General features: G+C 43.9%; 13 protein-coding genes and 2 tRNA genes. 11 read left to right on the top strand and 4 right to left on the bottom strand.

Annotation, left to right across the window (positions count from 1 at the left end):
- Window positions 1–28: 28 nt before the first annotated feature.
- The 4 genes from Q0C11_RS01665 to gltX all read right to left on the bottom strand — a co-directional run bounded on the left by Q0C11_RS01665 (window position 29) and on the right by gltX (window position 2,497).
- The gene (locus Q0C11_RS01665; protein ID WP_293005169.1) at window positions 29–466 is read right to left on the bottom strand and encodes a host attachment protein; all 438 of its coding nucleotides are present in this window, start codon (window positions 464–466) and stop codon (window positions 29–31) included.
- A 394-nt stretch (window positions 467–860) separates the two neighbouring features.
- Window positions 861–936: transfer RNA gene (locus tag Q0C11_RS01660), tRNA-Glu, on the bottom strand.
- Between the two features lie 39 nt (window positions 937–975).
- Window positions 976–1,051 (bottom strand) — tRNA-Ala (locus Q0C11_RS01655).
- 54 nt (window positions 1,052–1,105) lie between these two features.
- Window positions 1,106–2,497 carry a glutamate--tRNA ligase gene (gene gltX / locus Q0C11_RS01650; RefSeq protein ID WP_293005235.1) on the bottom strand — a complete coding sequence of 464 codons (1,392 nt, stop codon included), beginning with the start codon at window positions 2,495–2,497 and terminating at the stop codon, window positions 1,106–1,108.
- A gap of 196 nt (window positions 2,498–2,693) precedes the next feature.
- Here gltX and Q0C11_RS01645 point away from each other — a divergent pair, with 196 nt between their 5' ends.
- The 11 genes from Q0C11_RS01645 to Q0C11_RS01595 all read left to right on the top strand — a co-directional run bounded on the left by Q0C11_RS01645 (window position 2,694) and on the right by Q0C11_RS01595 (window position 17,476).
- Complete coding sequence (locus tag Q0C11_RS01645) at window positions 2,694–4,271, top strand: acyl-CoA ligase (AMP-forming), exosortase A system-associated (protein WP_293005167.1); 1,578 nt, start codon at window positions 2,694–2,696, stop codon at window positions 4,269–4,271.
- On the top strand, window positions 4,268–5,503 hold the full coding sequence (locus Q0C11_RS01640) for a pyridoxal-dependent decarboxylase, exosortase A system-associated (RefSeq protein ID WP_293005165.1): 1,236 nt from the start codon (window positions 4,268–4,270) through the stop codon (window positions 5,501–5,503). Before Q0C11_RS01645 ends, Q0C11_RS01640 begins: the two co-directional genes overlap by 4 nt.
- A 436-nt stretch (window positions 5,504–5,939) precedes the next feature.
- A complete protein-coding gene (locus Q0C11_RS01635) occupies window positions 5,940–6,710 on the top strand; it encodes a PEP-CTERM/exosortase system-associated acyltransferase (RefSeq protein WP_293005163.1) in 771 nt (256 codons plus the stop codon).
- An 88-nt stretch (window positions 6,711–6,798) separates the two neighbouring features.
- Window positions 6,799–7,212 carry a hypothetical protein gene (locus tag Q0C11_RS01630; RefSeq protein ID WP_293005162.1) on the top strand — a complete coding sequence of 138 codons (414 nt, stop codon included), beginning with the start codon at window positions 6,799–6,801 and terminating at the stop codon, window positions 7,210–7,212.
- On the top strand, window positions 7,181–8,629 hold the full coding sequence (locus Q0C11_RS01625) for a porin (protein WP_293005161.1): 1,449 nt from the start codon (window positions 7,181–7,183) through the stop codon (window positions 8,627–8,629). Before Q0C11_RS01630 ends, Q0C11_RS01625 begins: the two co-directional genes overlap by 32 nt.
- 11 nt (window positions 8,630–8,640) lie before the next feature.
- Entirely contained in the window at window positions 8,641–11,553 is a 2,913-nt protein-coding gene (locus tag Q0C11_RS01620; protein ID WP_293005159.1) for an EAL domain-containing protein, read from the top strand.
- An 85-nt stretch (window positions 11,554–11,638) separates the two neighbouring features.
- Entirely contained in the window at window positions 11,639–12,655 is a 1,017-nt protein-coding gene (locus Q0C11_RS01615) for a ribonuclease T (protein WP_293005157.1), read from the top strand.
- 484 nt (window positions 12,656–13,139) lie between these two features.
- Window positions 13,140–15,050, top strand: a complete 1,911-nt coding sequence (locus tag Q0C11_RS01610) for a GGDEF domain-containing protein (RefSeq protein ID WP_293005155.1) — start codon at window positions 13,140–13,142, stop codon at window positions 15,048–15,050.
- A gap of 163 nt (window positions 15,051–15,213) precedes the next feature.
- The gene (locus Q0C11_RS01605) at window positions 15,214–15,510 is read left to right on the top strand and encodes an IS66 family insertion sequence element accessory protein TnpB (RefSeq protein WP_293005153.1); all 297 of its coding nucleotides are present in this window, start codon (window positions 15,214–15,216) and stop codon (window positions 15,508–15,510) included.
- Window positions 15,477–15,848, top strand: a complete 372-nt coding sequence (tnpB, locus tag Q0C11_RS01600; RefSeq protein WP_293005151.1) for an IS66 family insertion sequence element accessory protein TnpB — start codon at window positions 15,477–15,479, stop codon at window positions 15,846–15,848. Before Q0C11_RS01605 ends, tnpB begins: the two co-directional genes overlap by 34 nt.
- 113 nt (window positions 15,849–15,961) lie before the next feature.
- Window positions 15,962–17,476, top strand: a complete 1,515-nt coding sequence (locus Q0C11_RS01595; RefSeq protein WP_293005233.1) for an IS66 family transposase — start codon at window positions 15,962–15,964, stop codon at window positions 17,474–17,476.
- Window positions 17,477–17,977 lie beyond the last annotated feature (501 nt).

Below are 17,977 nucleotides of genomic sequence, written 5' to 3'. Positions count from 1 at the left end.
AATTGTGATTAACGCAATCTAACAATATTTAAAGCCGTTCGGGTAGGCGTGCACGCAATTCATCGGGTCGGAGCGATGTATAGTCTTTGTCTATCTCCAGGGATAGCAGAGAACTGAGTGGAGCATTGAAATTAGTACGCAGAAGGCCAAGAAACGCGGGTGCAGCGACTACTACGAGCCGTTCAAATGCATTCTCCACGCGTCCTTGCTCGAGTCGATCAACAATCAACTTGGCGAAGCGAATTTGTTCTTGTTCCTTGGGTTCGACTTCGGTCGCCATCGCATGGCGGCCCTCGCCATGACTGTCAAAGCTGCGCCCCGGGCGGTCACTGCTAAGCTCCATCTGCTTCACGCGAGCATCGGGATTATCAAAGGTCATGAGCTCGGTCAAAGATGCTGTCGGAGAATCTGCGGTAAAGAGTGTGGCATTTCCGCTGTTTGCGATGAGAATCCAGATTTTAGTCATAATGTTTATCCTTTAAGTTTTGCCTAGTGATTAAGTATATTACTTATTTTCGGGAAAACGATATAAAAGAAAAGCAATTATCACAAATAATTCACTCGAATGAATTAGGTAAGTATATATAGTTATAGTTCTATCAGGTCTTTGATTAATATGTATTTTATGGATAGTAAAGCTTTCAAGCCGCCTTGTTTATAGCTCTTTACCCAGGATTTTAATCTTTATTGCCGGGACCTTCATTTAAGTATGATTCGTGCGATAGTACAGAAACTATGCTTGTTACTCATTACTGTGGTCTGATTTCGAGAGTTATAAATTTTGAATTGAAGTTTCATGAATTACGCACAGATAACGCAATGAGAAAAAAGCATGAAATTCTGCATGCCTTTGTTCTGTTTGGCGTCCCCAAGGGGATTCGAACCCCTGTTACCGCCGTGAAAGGGCGATGTCCTAGGCCTCTAGACGATGGGGACAAGTGTTATATCGGCACAGCTTCGCTTTTTAAGATTGACTGGTGGAGATAAGCGGGATCGAACCGCTGACCTCTTGCATGCCATGCAAGCGCTCTCCCAGCTGAGCTATACCCCCTGAGCAAAGGAAGGGGGGATTATACTGATGCCTGGAATTATTGTAAAGAAAAGATCAATCCGGGAAATCGCCCAGGTGGTTGTTCATGCGAGCAAGCGTTTCTTCTCGTCCGAGCAGTGCTAGCACTGCATCGATTGAAGGGGTATGAATTTCTCCAGTGACTATTACCCGTAGTGGCATAGCAATTTTTGGTAATTTAACGTCGTGCGCCTTGGCAGTGGACTTTATTTCCTGGTGAATGATTTCTCGATTCCATTCAATGTGATTGAATTTTTCCAGCAAACTGATCATGATCGGTCTTGCTTCTGCAGTAAGGTGTTGCTCTTTCAGTTCATTAGATGGATCTAGAGGTCGATAGAAGTATACCGCTGCGTCGGCCAGTTCTTCGATGGTATTGACTCTTTCTTTGAGTAAGTCGACAACCAGCGCTAAATTGGGGCCATCATCAATTTGGCAATTGTCTTTTGTGAGGAAAGGTACTGTCAATTCAGTCAAACGAGCATTGTCAGTTGTTTTGAGATATTGCTGATTGATCCAGTGCAGTTTCTCCGGATTGAATTTAGCCGGGGAGCGGTTGATTGCCATCAGATCAAACCACTCCACCAATTGCTCGCGGCTGAAAATTTCTTCATCGCCGTGCGACCACCCCAGCCTGGCCAGATAGTTCAGTAGAGCCTCGGGCAAATAACCGTCATCACGGTATTGGATGACTGAGACAGCGCCGTGACGTTTGGATAAGCGTTCGCCGTTCGCGCCCAATATCATCGGAACATGTGCATACTCTGGTAACGACGCCTGCAGGGCTTTAAGAATGTTAACTTGGCGCGGAGTGTTGTTGACATGATCATCGCCGCGGATTACATGGGTGATATTCATGTCCAGATCATCAATGACTACACTGAAATTATAAGTCGGTACCCCATCGCTGCGCAGCAATACCAGATCGTCCAGTTCATTGTTCGCGACCGTGATCCGTCCCTTGATTTGATCATTGAATGTGACATGACCCTCTAATGGGTTTTTGAACCGGACTACTGGTTTTACTCCTGTGGGTGGAGTTTTTGAAGAGTTACGCCAGCGTCCGTCGTAGCGAGGTTTTAGCCCTGCAGCCAATTGTTGTTCGCGCATTGCTTCCAGTTCTTCTTTGGAGGCGTAGCAATAATAGGCTTGGTTGTTTTGCAATAGCTGCTCGGCAACTTCGTGATAGCGCGTAAGCCGTTGCATCTGGTAGAAAGGTCCTTCATCATAATCCAATCCCAGCCATGCCATGCCGTCAAGAATTGCCTGTATGGATTGTTGGGTTGAGCGTTCCAGATCGGTGTCTTCAATGCGCAAAATAAATTTGCCGCCGTGTTTGCGCGCATAAGCCCAAGAAAAAAGCGCGGTGCGCGCGCCGCCAATGTGAAGATAACCGGTAGGGCTGGGGGCAAATCGTGTGCGTGCCATCATGATTATTTAATAACCGTTAAGCTGAATGGGGAAATAGAATAGTTTACGCGATTCTTTAAAGCCGGTGTTTATTTTGCCTAGGTTATTGCAAGTATGGTGGATGTTCATTGATGCTTGTAGCGTAAAGCCGATTATAATGTGCGCAATTTAATCCAAATGTTTTTTGTGGAAATGATCATAAAGTATCTGATAAATGAATGACTTAATCCATGATCTGATTTTTGAAGCTGCAGAACGAGCGCCAGATTCTGAAGCGCTGTCATATCAAGATCAGCGTATGTGCTATGCCGTGTTGGCTGGGCATGTTAAAGCAAAAGCGGGTGGTTTTCGGGTGACTGGTTTGGATCGTGGCGAGCGGGTTGCGGTATATCTCGAGAAGCGTTTTGAGACTGTCATTGCATTATTTGCTGCCGCTGCGACGGGAGGTGTTTTTGTTCCGGTCAATCCGGTATTGAAACCGGAACAAGTTGTTTTTATTTTGATTGACTGCAACGCGCGAGTATTGGTGACGTCGCTGGAGCGGTTAAAATTGTTGCAAACTATTTTATTGTCTTGCCGTGATCTGCGCGTGGTTGTGGTGGTCGATGCCAAAGACGAGCTTCCGGTTATTGATGGGCTTGTCATTGTTAGTTGGAATGAGGTGGACGATGTCAATGCGGTGACGCCAACTATCGATAGCGATATGGCAGCTATCATTTATACTTCTGGCAGCACCGGAAGACCCAAAGGAGTTGTGCTTTCGCACCGTAATCTGGTTGCCGGCGCTAAAAGTGTGACGCAGTACTTGCGGAATCGATCTGGCGATCGGATTTTGATTGCGTTGCCGCTGAGTTTTGATTATGGATTGAATCAACTGACGACTGCTTTTTATGTAGGTGCGACAAGTATCTTGATGAATTATTTATTGCCACGGGATATTGTTGCTATCGTTAAGGATCAGCAGATCACTGGATTAGCAGCTGTGCCGCCATTATGGATTCAACTTGCGCAACTGAATTGGGGAAAAGCGCCTTCATTGCGCTACATTACCAATTCAGGCGGTGCCATACCGCGCAGGACGCTGGATCAATTGCGCAATGCCTTACCGGAGACACAAATTTTTTTGATGTATGGCTTTACCGAAGCTTTTCGCTCAACGTACTTGGAGCCAGATGAGATCAGTCGACGTCCCGATTCCATCGGTAAAGCGATACCGAATGCCGAAGTGCTGGTGTTGCGGGAAGATGGTTCGCATTGTGGGCCGGGTGAGCCTGGAGAATTGGTGCATCGGGGCGTTCAAGTTGGGATGGGTTATTGGAATGATGCGGAAAAAACTTTAACATGCTTTAAACCCATTAAACCTCGCCAAGCTGGATTGATGCTCACTGAGATTGCTGCGTGGTCGGGTGATACTGTGTATAAGGATGAAGAAGGGTTTTTGTACTTTGTCGAGCGCCGTGACGAAATGATTAAAACTTCGGGGTATCGCGTTAGTCCAACCGAAATTGAGGAAGTTATTTATACGACGGAATGTGTCGCTGAAGTAGTCGCTTTTGGCATTCCGCATCCGATTCTAGGGCAAGCAATTGCTGTAATTGTGACTGCCAGGAAAGGTATTCAGTTAGATATTGAAACTCTGTTAAGTGCATGCAAGAAACAACTACCTGCTTATATGGTGCCAAATCATTTCGAAGTGCGCGAAGGTAACTTGCCGCGCAATCCTAACGGTAAAATAGACCGTAAATTTCTTTCTCAGCAATTGCAACTATTATTTAGCGAAAGCGATTCATGACCAATCCATTGTTGGAACATGCGCCACTTATACCGTTTTCTGTGCAGAATGATTGCTTGCAGATAGGTAGAATGGCATTGACTCGACTGGCAGAGCGCGTGGGTACGACACCATTTTATGCGTATGACCGGGAAAAAATCACCGAACGGGTTAAACTGCTGCGCCAGCATTTGCCGCAAGAGGTCTTGTTGCACTATGCGATAAAAGCTAACCCCATGCCGGCTGTGGTACAACATTTGGCAAGTTTAGTCGATGGCCTGGATATTGCCTCAATAGGAGAGATGAGAGTTGCGCTGGATACAATTCTTACCCCCGAAAAGATAAGTTTTGCTGGGCCTGGAAAAAAAGTGCATGAATTACGCGGCGCGATTGCCGCAGGCGTGATTCTTAATGTTGAATCGCAGCAAGAAATGGAATCAATTGCAAAGCTAGGAATAGATTTAGGAATCACTCCCAAAATTGCTATTCGCATTAATCCGAATTTTGAGCTCAAATCTTCCGGGATGAAAATGAGTGGCGGGCCAAAACCATTCGGCATAGATGCCGAGCGTGTGCCCGATTTGCTGGTGCGGCTCGGCTTTCTCGGTTTAGATTTTGTTGGGTTTCATATTTTTAGCGGTTCACAGAATCTGAATGCGACCGCAATTCAGGAAGCGCATGAAAAAACCATCCAACTTGCTATTGAGCTTGCAGAATATGCGCCATCACCTGTGAAGCTGCTAAATATCGGTGGCGGTTTTGGAGTGCCTTATTTTCCTGGTGATCGACCGCTGGATATTACAGCGATTGGGATTAATTTACAGTACCAGATGAAAAGAGTAAAACAGCAGTTGCCGCATACCACCGTTGCGCTTGAGTTGGGGCGATATCTGGTTGCCGAGGCAGGCATTTATGTTTGCCGTGTTTTAGAGCGAAAAATGTCGCGAGGACAAGTCTTTCTCGTAACAGATGGCGGGCTGCATCATCACTTGGCGGCTTCCGGAAATTTAGGCCAAGTGATCCGCAAAAACTATCCCGTCATTATCGGCAATAAAATTCAAGGTGCTGCAAGGGAGATTGTTTCAGTAGTGGGGCCGCTATGCACGCCGCTAGATTTGTTAGCGGATCAAATGCAAATGACACAGGCATCCGTGAACGATCTAGTGGTTGTTTTGCAATCTGGGGCTTATGGTTTGAGTGCCAGTCCGACAGCTTTTCTTAATCATCCTCCGCCGGTTGAAGTGTTGGTTTAAGCTACAATTTGCAATGAGAATTATTATTTTATCTGCAGTAAAGCAGGGTAATCTAAACAATCTACTTGGATAAAATTCTTTGCACTGAGTTTGAATGTTGTTTATTGTGCACAAGCTTGAATCATCTGTGAATTTCCCCGATAAATTAATAGAGACCAGTTGAATATTCGCTTCAAATATACTTAAATGACCAGTGCAATTGAATAGGTATTACTTGTAAGCGTGGGAAAATGTTTGTATTGCACCAGTAAAATAGAAAATGCACTGTGGTTATCGTGTTTTATTACTAATGAAATATTGTGAATGTGATGTATGGTGCCAGCTCATGCGATTAACCAATTCATTATCTTATTAAATTTTTGAATGATTACGAATTGCTTTAAAAATTTAATTAAATGTGAATATGGAAAATTTTAAAACTTAACTGGGTGATTCTATGAGTGATTTGTATCAAAACTTTCAGCAATTCTTTGAACTTGTTGTTGCTGATACTGCTGAGCTGCTGGAACATGTTTATAGGATTCGCTATCAGGTATTGTGTGTTGAACAACGTTTGCCTGGCTTTGATCCAATGCTGTGTCCGGATCAGAAGGAGATGGATAGTTACGATAGCCACTCATCACACATTCTTTTGCGCTATCGCCCTTCCGGGGCATATATTGGTACCGTAAGACTGATTTTGCCTGACTCATCTAGGCCTGAAAAGCTTCTGCCGGTAGAGTTATATGGACAACTGGATCCAACGCTATGTGATGTCAAAGCGTTGCCTCGTCAACATACTGCTGAAATTTCACGTTTCCTGGTTATCAGTCAGTTTGATCGGCGTAGGGGAGATCGTCGCAAGCAAAGCGAAGAAGTCGACGGAGAAAAAAGAGAGGTACAAGATCGGCGTTCCACTGATCGCCGTTCTTCGCTTAGTATTGGATTGGTGCTTATGGCGGGCGTAATGCGCATGTCAGTCAAATATGACATCAGACATTGGTTGTCGGTAGCAGATCCAGCACTAAATAAATTGATGGGTTTTTATGGTTTGAACTTTAATCCGATTGGCCCCCCGGTTGATTATCACGGTATCCGCAGGCCTTATTATGTGAAAGTAGAGGATGCTTTGGAAAGAATGTATGAAGAACACCGCGACGCATGGGAGGTTGTGACCGGTAATGGTGAATATAACCTCGATCATTACTCACTAATGGAACATCCTTAAATTAGGGACTTGTTTCTTGAATTTATTTCATTTTTTAATACAAGCTCGAATATCAAGCTACTTTTTGTCAAGAGCAAGATCATACTTTTTGTTTGCGATATTTGTCGGCCTTCTAGGTGTTAAGGTTGATGTCTGGGCAAATGATCATTTTGAGATTGTGATCAATCCGAGTGTCAGTGAAGTGGCGCTTTCGGCTAACTCATTGCGTTCCATTTTTAGTATGAGCCTGAAAACATGGCCGGATGGAACCAAGATTCGGGTATTCGTATTGTCCGATGATGATCAATTGCATAAAGCGGTTTCGAAGGGAAAATTGAACGTGTTTCCTTATCAGTTAAGGTCTACCTGGGATCGTTTAGTATTTTCGGGTACGGGTCAGGCGCCTGTCAAAGTTAATTCAATAGAAGAGATGCTTGAGAAGGTCGCTAATACCCCAGGGGCGATAGGTTATTTGTGGAGAGCCAATATTAATGAAAATGTTAACGTGCTCCAGATTAAATAGCTACTTTGGCAATCCATCCAAATGGGTTGCCAAGGGGGTTATTTTGTTATTTGCGATTGGAAGTATTTCTGCTCAAGCTCAGGAATCTCCAGCGCAAAAACAATCTGAATTGATCAAGCCGCTTAATAAAAGACTGAAAAGCATAGACTTGCTTGCTCAAGTTGCCGAGACTGAGGTCAGTAGCGTCACCGAAAAACCCGGATTGGTAAGTACTGCGATGCAATGGTTACGTTCGACAGACCGTCCAGGAGATTTGCAGTTTCATGGTTTTGTCAGTCAGGCCTACATTACGACTTCCGATAATAATGTTTTTGGGAATAGTGACAACGGTGGCAGCTTTGGGCTTACAGAAGCTGGATTCAATGCTTCGGTGCGGCCACTCCCGAGACTGCAACTTTCGGCGCAAGTGTTGTCACGTCGTGCCGGTGAGGGAAGCTCAGGCATGCCACGCTTAGATTATGCTATTATCGATTATCAGGTGTATGCTCACGAAGCTAACCAATTTGGCATTCGAGTGGGTCGATTGAAGAATCCCTTCGGTTTTTATAATGAAACCCGGGACGTGGCATTTACGCGTCCCAGCATCCTACTGCCGCAGTCGATCTATTTTGATCGTACCCGAAATTTGGGACTTTCAAGTGATTCTGTGCAACTTTATGGCGATGCGGCAATATTTAATTGGGGTACGTTTTCTACTCAATTTGGTGTAACACTGCCTGTCGTGGATAATAGAGACACTGAGAGCTCACTGCTTGGGTTAGTGCGGCCAGGAAGCTTGAATCGGGAAGTTTCGTATATTGGTCGTGGAATATTTGAAACGAACGACAAACGACTTCGCCTCGGTGTCAGCGGAATATGGTTGAATACATCCTACGATCCTAATAACAAATTGAACGATCTGATAGGGTCAGGTGCATTGCAGTTCACGCCTGTCTTTTTTTCTGCTCAGTATAATACAGAGCGCTGGACGTTGACTTCCGAATATGCGATACGTCCCTTCCACTATAATAATAATTTTGGAGTCGCCGAGCCAACTGCCCGAGGACTCAATGGTTTAGATTTCGTTGGCGAGAGTTATTACTTCCAGGGTGAATATCGCTTTACTCCAAAATGGGAAGGTATTGTGCGATATGACGCGCTATTTACTGATCGATCAGATCGCGACGGAAAGGATTGGGTTGCTGAAAGTCCCACACGTCGGAGTGGTTTAGCGCATTCACGTTTCGCCAAAGATATCACGGTGGGTTTGCGTTGGAATGTTACACCGCAATTCATGCTGCGGGCTGAATATCATTATGTGAACGGCACCGCGTGGTTATCAGGGTTAGATAATCCAATTGATCTTAGAACGGGGCGTCCATTTGATACTGATCAGCACTGGCATCTTTATGCAATTCAGGCTTCTTATCGTTTCTAAGCAAGTATCTGATGGAAACTAATTCCGGGATTAAATTGGAAAAAGCGTCTATTGCACTGAACCATCATGGTCGCAGGTTCCGCAGCCTGAGATGGAAAATTTCATTCAGCAGCAGTTTGATACTGCTGGCCGTTGTGATGCTGTTTTGTTTTGTTAGCTATCTGAGTTTGATGACTAATTTTGACAATCAGCGAGAGGATGATTACCGGCGGTATTCCAGAGAAGTCAACAGCTTAATCCAGAATACTACGCAGAATTTATATCAGCTTGCTGAAATGGTTCCGTTTCTGGATGGCATGAAAAAAGCTTTGCTGATGAATGATGAGGAAATCATTAACAATGTTTTTGATGCGCACTGGGCGTTGCTGCAATTTCATAATAGTGTTGAATTTATTTATTTCTATAACCCATCGAATGAACTGAGCGCTAGTTGGGATAGTTTGGCTACCAACATCGACGATGGTATTTTACTGTCGGATTGGGTGCGCCAGGTTAATCAATCCGAACGGCCGATAAATCCGCTACTCTGTCGGGAAAGTTGCATTCAGTACATAGTCGCGCCGTTGCTGGTAGCAGGAAAGAAGGCGGGCGTCATCGTCATGGGAATTTCCTTGGCGGATGTACTTTTAGCTTTTAAGCGATTGTCCGGTGCCGATATGGGGTTGTTGGTCAAGGAACCGGATAGTTTACAAAATGGCGATTCTGATTTCTTGCGTTGGAATATCTATATTTCAGCACTGACCGGCAAAGAAAGAAATCTTGAGATTCTCAAAAAAGCGGCTCAGAATTATGAAGATATGACTGCACTCAGTGATGGCGTTCAGGTTCACTGGAATGATCAGTATTTTCAACTAAAAGTATTTCCACTCAATTCATATGAGCCAGATAAAGCTCATTTGGTCATCATCACGGATGTTACGGCTGCAGTAATTAATATTCATGATTCCATCTGGAAAATTGCATTAATCGGTTTGCTTGGGCTAATTTGCTCTGAGATTCTGTTATTTTTTATTTTTACTAGGCTATTGGCAAAGCTCAAGGATGTCGCGTTTGTACTCCCGCTTCTTGCCAACGGACAGTTTGAGAAATTTCGCTTATCGCTGGCCTCTACAGGTCGTGTGCAGCGTTTCCGAGATGAGGTCGATACGTTGTCGGAAGCGGCTGTGACTTTATCGCTGCAGCTGGAAAAACTAGAGCAGGAAGTATCTAGCCGTACCGAAATGCTTATTGAACAAAAGAATGCACTCAGTAAAGAAAGAGATTTTGTAAAGAATTTACTAGATACTGCACAGGCGATTGTATTAACACAGAATTCTGATGGCGAGATTATGTCATTAAATGCTTATGGTGAGATGCTAACTCGTTATTCGGAAGATGAATTATTTGGTAAATCTTTTCTAGATATCTTAATTCCGGATTATGAATTGCATGATCTACTTTTCCACATTCAAGAAATTCATGCCGGACAGAGGATGCAATTGCGCCATGAGGCGATTACACATTGTAAAGATGGAACAACACGTCATGTCGCTTGGCTGCATTCTCATTTGCCCCGGAGCTCCCCCGGTGAGTCGTCAATTTTATCAGTCGGCCTAGATGTTACCGAGTATAAGCGGGTTGAAGGACATTTAGCTTGGCTAGCTGATCATGATCCATTGACTAATTTGTTTAACCGGCGCCGTTTTAGTGAAGAGTTGGAGCAGGTGCTTAGTCGGGCTGAACGGTATAATCACCCAGGTGCGTTGTTATTTTTTGATTTGGATCGCTTTAAGTATATCAATGATACCAGTGGGCACCAAGCCGGCGACACGTTGCTTAAAATGGTTTCGAGCATGCTGGCGCAAAATATTAGAGCGGATGACATTACAGGGCGCCTGGGGGGAGATGAGTTTGCGATTATTTTGCCGGAAATTAATGCTAATGGAGCGATAGGCGTCGCTAAGAAGGTATTGGATCAACTGAGCTTGGCACAATTGGCAATCAATAATCGTACCCATAAAATTTCAGCCAGTATCGGGATTGCATTGTTTCCCGAACATGGTGCCAATATACATGATTTGCTGGCGGCGGCTGATCTTGCCATGTATCAGGCAAAAGCGATGGGGCGGAATGCCTGGTACCTGTTCTCGGATAAAGATAGCAGCCGCGAACGCATTCATACGCTGGTGTATTGGAAAGAGAAGATCGAGTACTCGCATGTACATGATAATTTCATATTGTATTTACAACCGATTATGCATGTTAAATCGAAAGAAATCTCACATTATGAAGTATTGCTGCGCATGCAGGACATTGATGGCACGGTGCTATCGCCGGCAGACTTTATCCCCGCTGCAGAGCATACTGGGTTAATTCATGCAATTGATCATATGGTATTGCGCAAAGCCATAGCGCAAGTGGCTGAAATTTACCAGGCTGGATTTAAAGTTAATTTCTCGATTAACCTGTCTGCGCATGCCTTCAATGACCCTGAATTGTTGCCTATACTTAAGGCAGAATTGACACTGCATGAAATGGATCCGGCATGTTTGATGTTTGAAATCACTGAAACGGCAGCGCTTGAAGATTTGCCTGGAGCACGCGGATTGATGGTGGAGATTATAGAATTAGGGTGTAGTTTTGTGTTGGATGATTTTGGGGTTGGTTTTTCGTCGTTTTATTATTTGCGGGAATTGCCGGTTGAGGTTGTCAAAATTGATGGCTCGTTTATACGTAACTTAAGCGAGAATAGTGATGATCTTATTCTGGTGAATGCACTCTGCAGTGTTGCAAGAGGTTTTGGCAAAAAAATTACAGCTGAATTTGTCGAAAGCGCAGAAATACTTTCCTTAATAGAGAAAATGGATATCGATTATGCTCAAGGGTATTACATAGGGAAGCCAGCGCCTGCAAGTCAATTTCTGGCGAAACAGGGATTTCAGTAATGTAGTGATCCATGCGTAGCAATTATCACAGCTTATTCGACAGACATTATCCAGAATAATCGTAAATCAATGGAGCGATATCAGCGTGGGTTTTCGCAATGGTAGGATTCTTCGGGTCTTGCTGACCGTGTTGGCGTTCTTGTTTATTCATCCCGTATTCGCGGATAAGGTTGCCGGTATTTTCTCTGCTCAGCAGTCTTGCCCAGCCTTTGTTTCAAAAAATAAATCGACCAACCCGGATAATGCACAAATTGTGGTGGGTAATCAGTATGAGATTATCGAGGTTATCAATCCAAATCACCCTGTCTGGTATCGAGTTGTCTTATCCAATGTAAATCCTAAAGCGCGATGGGTAAGTGCGGCATGTGGCCAGGCACATTTATCCGGTCAAAGTACGAAAGTTAACGGAAGTAGCGAGGGGGGTAATAGCTGCAATGTTTCAGGTGAGGCGGATAGCTATGTGCTGGCATTGTCATGGCAGCCTGCTTTCTGTGAAACTAAACCAGACAAACCGGAATGTAAAATTTCAGATCCTCAGGTTTACCAGGCTAGGCATTTTGCGTTACATGGTCTATGGCCGAACAAAAAAAACTGCAATAAAAATTATGCATTTTGCGGCTCAGTGAAAAAGAAAGAAGATGAGTTTTGTGATTATCCGGTAGTTCAATTGGATACCGCGTCTCAAGTGTCACTGGCTGAAGTAATGCCCAGTGTGGTAGCTGGTTCTTGCCTAGAGCGGCATCAGTGGCACAAGCATGGTACTTGTCAGGGAAACTGGTCGGCGACTGATTTTTTTGATGTATCTGTTGATTTGGCGCGGCAATTTAATGATTCCGGCATGGCTTATTTTATGAATCGCAGAATTGATCAACAGGTACGTACCGAAGATTTTCTCAATCGCTTGGGAGTGGTTTTGGGTTCTGCTGCCAGAGATCGAATTAAACTGGATTGTAATCGGCAAGGAATGCTAATGGAGATTCAGTTGAGCTTGTCAGCTGAGTTAATTCCAGGTGCTGATCTTGAAAAACTGATCATGGATGCGCCAGTGCAAGAAAAATCCAATTGTGGAGAAACTTTCCGGGTTGATCGCATTGGGCAATAACCCACGCCCAAGGAAAAGCAAAGATTACTCACTTCAGATTCCAGGTTAATCCCGATATCTGCAGAAGATTAAACTAGATTTAGATATGTTTCTTTATTGCGAAATACCGCCATAAGTATCGTCTTTTCTCCTGTTTACTATCCTATGCGCATTTTATAATGCAAAATAAAGTAAGGTTAATTAGATGGTCTTTCGAATACTGCTGCTCAAAAAATAACGTTTGGATATTTCTCTTCGGGGTAGGGAAAGTAGTTTTCTATTTGTAAGATTATTAAGAAAAACACTCAGAATCCCGTAATTATAAATTCAACAGATGAGTCTAATATGAACATTTAGTATCAAAAAAGAATTCAAGTGGCTGAGAGTAATTGGGTGACAAACTTGAAATTTATTGTAAGTGGTTAATTTGAGAACATTAGGCTTATGTTATTGCTTATATTTATGCTGCTAGAGTTTCAGTTGGGTAATGGTAGGGAGCGGTTATATGAATCAATTTGCTAATGCTAGTCCATCCGTGATCGCCCGTGAGACATTAAAGCAACTTGCGATACTCAAAATACAACCTACTCCCGAAAATTATCTTAAGCTATACAATAAAATCGAAGGTAATCCAGATAATCATTTATCTGCTGTTACTGCAGAAATGCTCTTAGAACTGGCGAAAGAATTTCCGTGTCATACGCCCAATCTACTTAATTGTGCTAATAACTTAAAGCAGGCTGTCAAAGATAACAACTGGCATAGTTATAAATCTTTATTGATAAAATGCGTTGCGACTGTGACGGCCTCTACTAGGGCTGTTTCACCTATTGATGCTGCACAGTCTATACCTGGAGCTTCCTGGGTAATAGTTATTAACAGCTTATTCGATGATTTCGCTAATTCGGAAAAATCGCCTGAGAGCACAAGTAAAAGAAAAAAATTAAAACAAGTGCTGGTTGAATTTTCTGGCAGTCCTGAACTTTTTTATAGTGAATTAATGGCATTAATTCAGTCATGGAAAGCTTCGAATTCGGCTTTTCAAGAGTCAGAAGATAGTATAGAAAATATATCATTATCAGCATCAGATGCAGATTCCTCTAAGCAAAAATCCCATTTCAAAGAAGATATTCTGTCGCAAGAATATGAAATCAGCAGCTATACAGATCAGTTGTTAGAATTGCTGGCACAGATTCTAGAACAAATTGTTGCTAATCAGGTTGAAGATAAAATTCTGGCAGACGAAGCTAGATCTTTAGGTAGGCAGGTTAAAAAAATTCAAAGCAAGCTAGCAATGGAGCAGTTTATCGCCAGCTTTCAGAAATTTTGTATTAGGCTAGAATTGGGTAATGGAGATAAAACGAATATACAGCAGGGCTTGCTTAATTTATTGAGCATGCTGATGGATAGTACAAGCGAATTATTGTCGGAAGATCAGTGGATTAAAACGCAGGTTTCCAAGCTGAAGAAAGCCATGTCTAAGCCATTGGATATGCAGATAATAGCGCAAGCTGAATTTTCGCTTGAAAAAATAATACAGAGACAAGCCAAAGTAAAGCAAAGCCTGAACAAGACAAGGGAAACCATGCGGCAAATGGTAACTTCTCTAATTTCCAATCTTGAGGAGCTTTCAGATGCAACCGGCGGGTATCATGAGAAATTAGAATACTATTCCGAAAGAATTAGTAAAGCTGATAATATTGAAGATATCAATCAATTGCTTACGGAGATAATGCAAGAAACTCAGAAAGTGCAAAATAATGTGCTTAACCATCGCAATGATTTGGCTTTTGCGCGTGCAGAAATTGACGAAGCACAAAATCAAATCTATCAGCTTGAAACACAATTGCAGGAAATGAGCGAACAAGTGCAAGAAGACCATCTCACAGGTGCACTGAATCGGCGAGGATTAGATACTGCATTTAAACGTGAGGTTGCACAGTTAACTCGCAGCGAGGGAACGCTCTGCTTTGCTTTATTGGATATTGACAATTTTAAGCAGTTAAACGATACGCATGGGCATCATGTAGGTGATGACGCGTTAAAATATTTGGTTGAGGCAGTCAAAGAAACTGTGCGCCGGGATGACGTAATATCACGTTATGGTGGAGAGGAATTTGCAATTTTGTTACCTAATTCTGGGTTAAAAACAGCGATATCAACGGTTGCAAGGATACGGCGCTATTTAACCAAGAAATTCTTTCTGCATGGAAATGATCGATTGTTGATTACATTTAGCGCAGGTGTGGCGCAATTGCAGTCGGGGGAATCACAAGCTAGCTTGTTCAAGCGTGCTGACGAAGCGTTATATTCTGCTAAAAGAAATGGTAAAAATCAGATTGTTGCAGCCGAAGAGACTGTTGCAGCCACTGAAGATTGCAAAAACCAGAATAAAGGCTCAGTTAGCACCGTTTGATCTTTTGTAATAACGGAAATCGCCAGGATCAAATATCAGTAGATCGAATATTACATGCTGTGCTTGCGCGGCCATGTTCTTTTCTTCGTAAGCGTACAACGCCACCACCTAACATCTTTTAATGCGCTCAATTATCCTCAAACATTTTTTGAGAGGATAACCAATGGCATTACCGACAGATCCGCAAAAACATATAGAGGCTTGGCAGTCGAGTAGTTTATCGCAGGCAGCGTATTGTCGTCAGCATAAGCTGAATTCCAAAACGTTCGCGAACTGGTTGCGGGTTTATCGTTCTCAACCAGTTGCTGCAGTTGCGTCGACTTTGATTCCGGTTGAGATCAAGTTGGAGCCTTCGTTATCCGGGTCACTGTGTTTGCGTTGTCCGCAAGGTCATACGCTAGAACTACCAGCAGAGATATCACCCCAATGGCTGGGGAAATTGCTGAAATGCCTGGATTGATTGCTAATCCGGGTAACATCTGGCTGGCAGTAGAGCCGGTTGATATGCGCCGTGGTATTGATGGTTTGTCGATGCTGGTACAGCAGTCTTTGGAGCATGCGCCCTGCGCAGGTTCAGTTTTTGTGTTTTGCAATCGTGCCGGAAATCGCATCAAGGTATTGCTGTGGGACGGCACAGGCGTGTGGTTGTGCCAGCGCCGTTTGCATCAGGGCAAATTTGTTTGGCCACAGTCAGATGAACGCTGTTTTACGTTGACGCAAGCGCAGTGGAATTGGCTAATAGCCGGTGTCAATTGGCAGCGATTATCGGCGTTTCCACCGGCACATTTAAAGGCTTAACAAAACATCTATAAGCCTCTATTCATAAGCGTTTCAGTGTGTTTTATGGTAGAATTGGCACCATGAAAACGCTTGCACAATTAGATCATTTGAATCTTGATGCAGATACTAGAATGCAGGTTCAAATGCTGTTTGAGCAATCGCAAAAAGAAATTCATTCTCAGCAACTCAAAATCCAAGCATTGACTATGGAACTGGCCTATTTGCGCCGGAACCTATTTGGCAAAAAGAGCGAGTCATTATCTGCACACCCCGATTTGTTCGAGGAAACCTTACAAACTGATCTGGCAGCGGTACATGCCGAAATCGAACAGCTCGACCCATCAGCAAAAGCCGATTCGACTAAATCAACACGTTCCCGCGCTGGCCGCCAACCATTACCAGAACACCTGCCACGTATTGAACACCGTCACGAACCAGAATCCTGCCAATGCAGTCAATGTGGTCAGAATCTGGTTAAGATCGGTGAAGATGTTAGCGAACAGTTGGATGTGGAGCCAGCAAAGTTCTTCGTTCACCGTCACATCCGCCCACAATATGCCTGCAAGACCTGTGAAATCGTTACTGCCGCGCCTATTCCGCCAGCCATTATTGATGGCGGTATGGCCGCACCCGGCCTGCTGAGTTGGGTGCTGACCAGTAAATACCTGAATCACCTGCCACTCTATCGCTTAGAACAGATTGCCGCACGGGAACAAGTCACGCTTTCACGCTCAACAATGGCGGAATGGGTCGGTCGTAGCGGCGTTGCACTGCAACCTTTGGTGGATCGACTGACATGGCATCTGTTGCAAGGCAACACGCTGCATGCCGATGAAACGCCAGTAGCGCAACTTGATCCTGGCAAAGGCAAGACACGAAAGGCCTACTTGTGGGCCTATCGCAGCAACGACTTGGAACCTGGGCCGCGCATTATTATCTTCGACTATCAAACCGGCCGTAGTGGCCGGCATGCGCAAAGCTTTCTGGAAAACTGGCAAGGTCATTTGCTGGTCGACGACTATGGCGGCTACAAAGCCCTGTTCGCCGAAAAACAGACGGAGTCCTGCACTGAACTGGCTTGTTGGGCGCACGCACGCCGTAAATTCTTCGATCTGCACCAGGCTAATAGCAGCCTGATGGCGTTGGAAGCGTTGCAGCGTATCAGCAATTTATATGCTATTGAGGCAGAAGGTAAAGATTTGACCATCGCAGAACGTCAACAACTACGAGAAGAAAAAAGCCTGCCCGAGTTGGAGGCATTACACGATTGGCTGGTGCAAACCCGTGCTCAGACAGCAAATGGGGGTGGTTCCGCCAAAGCCTTGGATTACACACTGAAACGTTGGGGCAGCCTGATCCGCTATGCACAAACCGGCCACCTGCCAATTGACAACAATCCCGTAGAAAATGTCATTAGACCTATCGCGATTGGAAAAAAGAATTGGTTATTTACCGGTTCAGAGCGTGCAGGCCAACGTGCAGCAGCTATTCAAACTCTATTTGGCACTGCTCAACTCAACGGTCTGAACTCATCTGATTGGCTCAAAGATACGCTCATAAAATTACCCACGTGGCCTAACAGTCGAATTGACGAGTTGCTACCGTTACCACCTGAATTTATTGAAATGCTGAGAAAAAATAATTGATAGATGGTGGCGCTGGACGCTTACGATCTATCCGACGTTGATAGTTGCTCAATGATGTCTTCCATTGTCCAAATTTTCTGGAATTTACTAGAGCAAACGAATCGTGAAGTTGTTATCGGTGTCAATCAGCATTCAATATTTTCCAGTGTCAGCGTCTTTTATGAAATAAACTAAGATTTAAAAGCAATGACATAAAAATTAAGATGGCAAACTTGGATGCTGTTTTTTGAAAAAAACTGGCAAAATTTCAACGCTGATTGACAATCCAAATTGCTTTGACGACATACAGTCGTTCGACCGGACAGGTTAATTGTCGTCTAATGCCGTGGTGACAACGAAGCCGTGAAAATGACAAGATATTGATTGTAAATCTATTTTTTGCAAGCGCAATTAGAAATAACTATCTGCGCATTTAAGCTTTCAATTAAATTTGGCACCGTATGACAGCTATGATGTAACTGGGCCTAAAACTGATCTTGGCTAGGCGATCTTAAGGAGTAC

This window comes from Nitrosomonas sp. (assembly GCF_022842015.1).
GTDB lineage: Bacteria > Pseudomonadota > Gammaproteobacteria > Burkholderiales > Nitrosomonadaceae > Nitrosomonas.
This window is presented reverse-complemented; position numbering and strand designations above follow the sequence as displayed.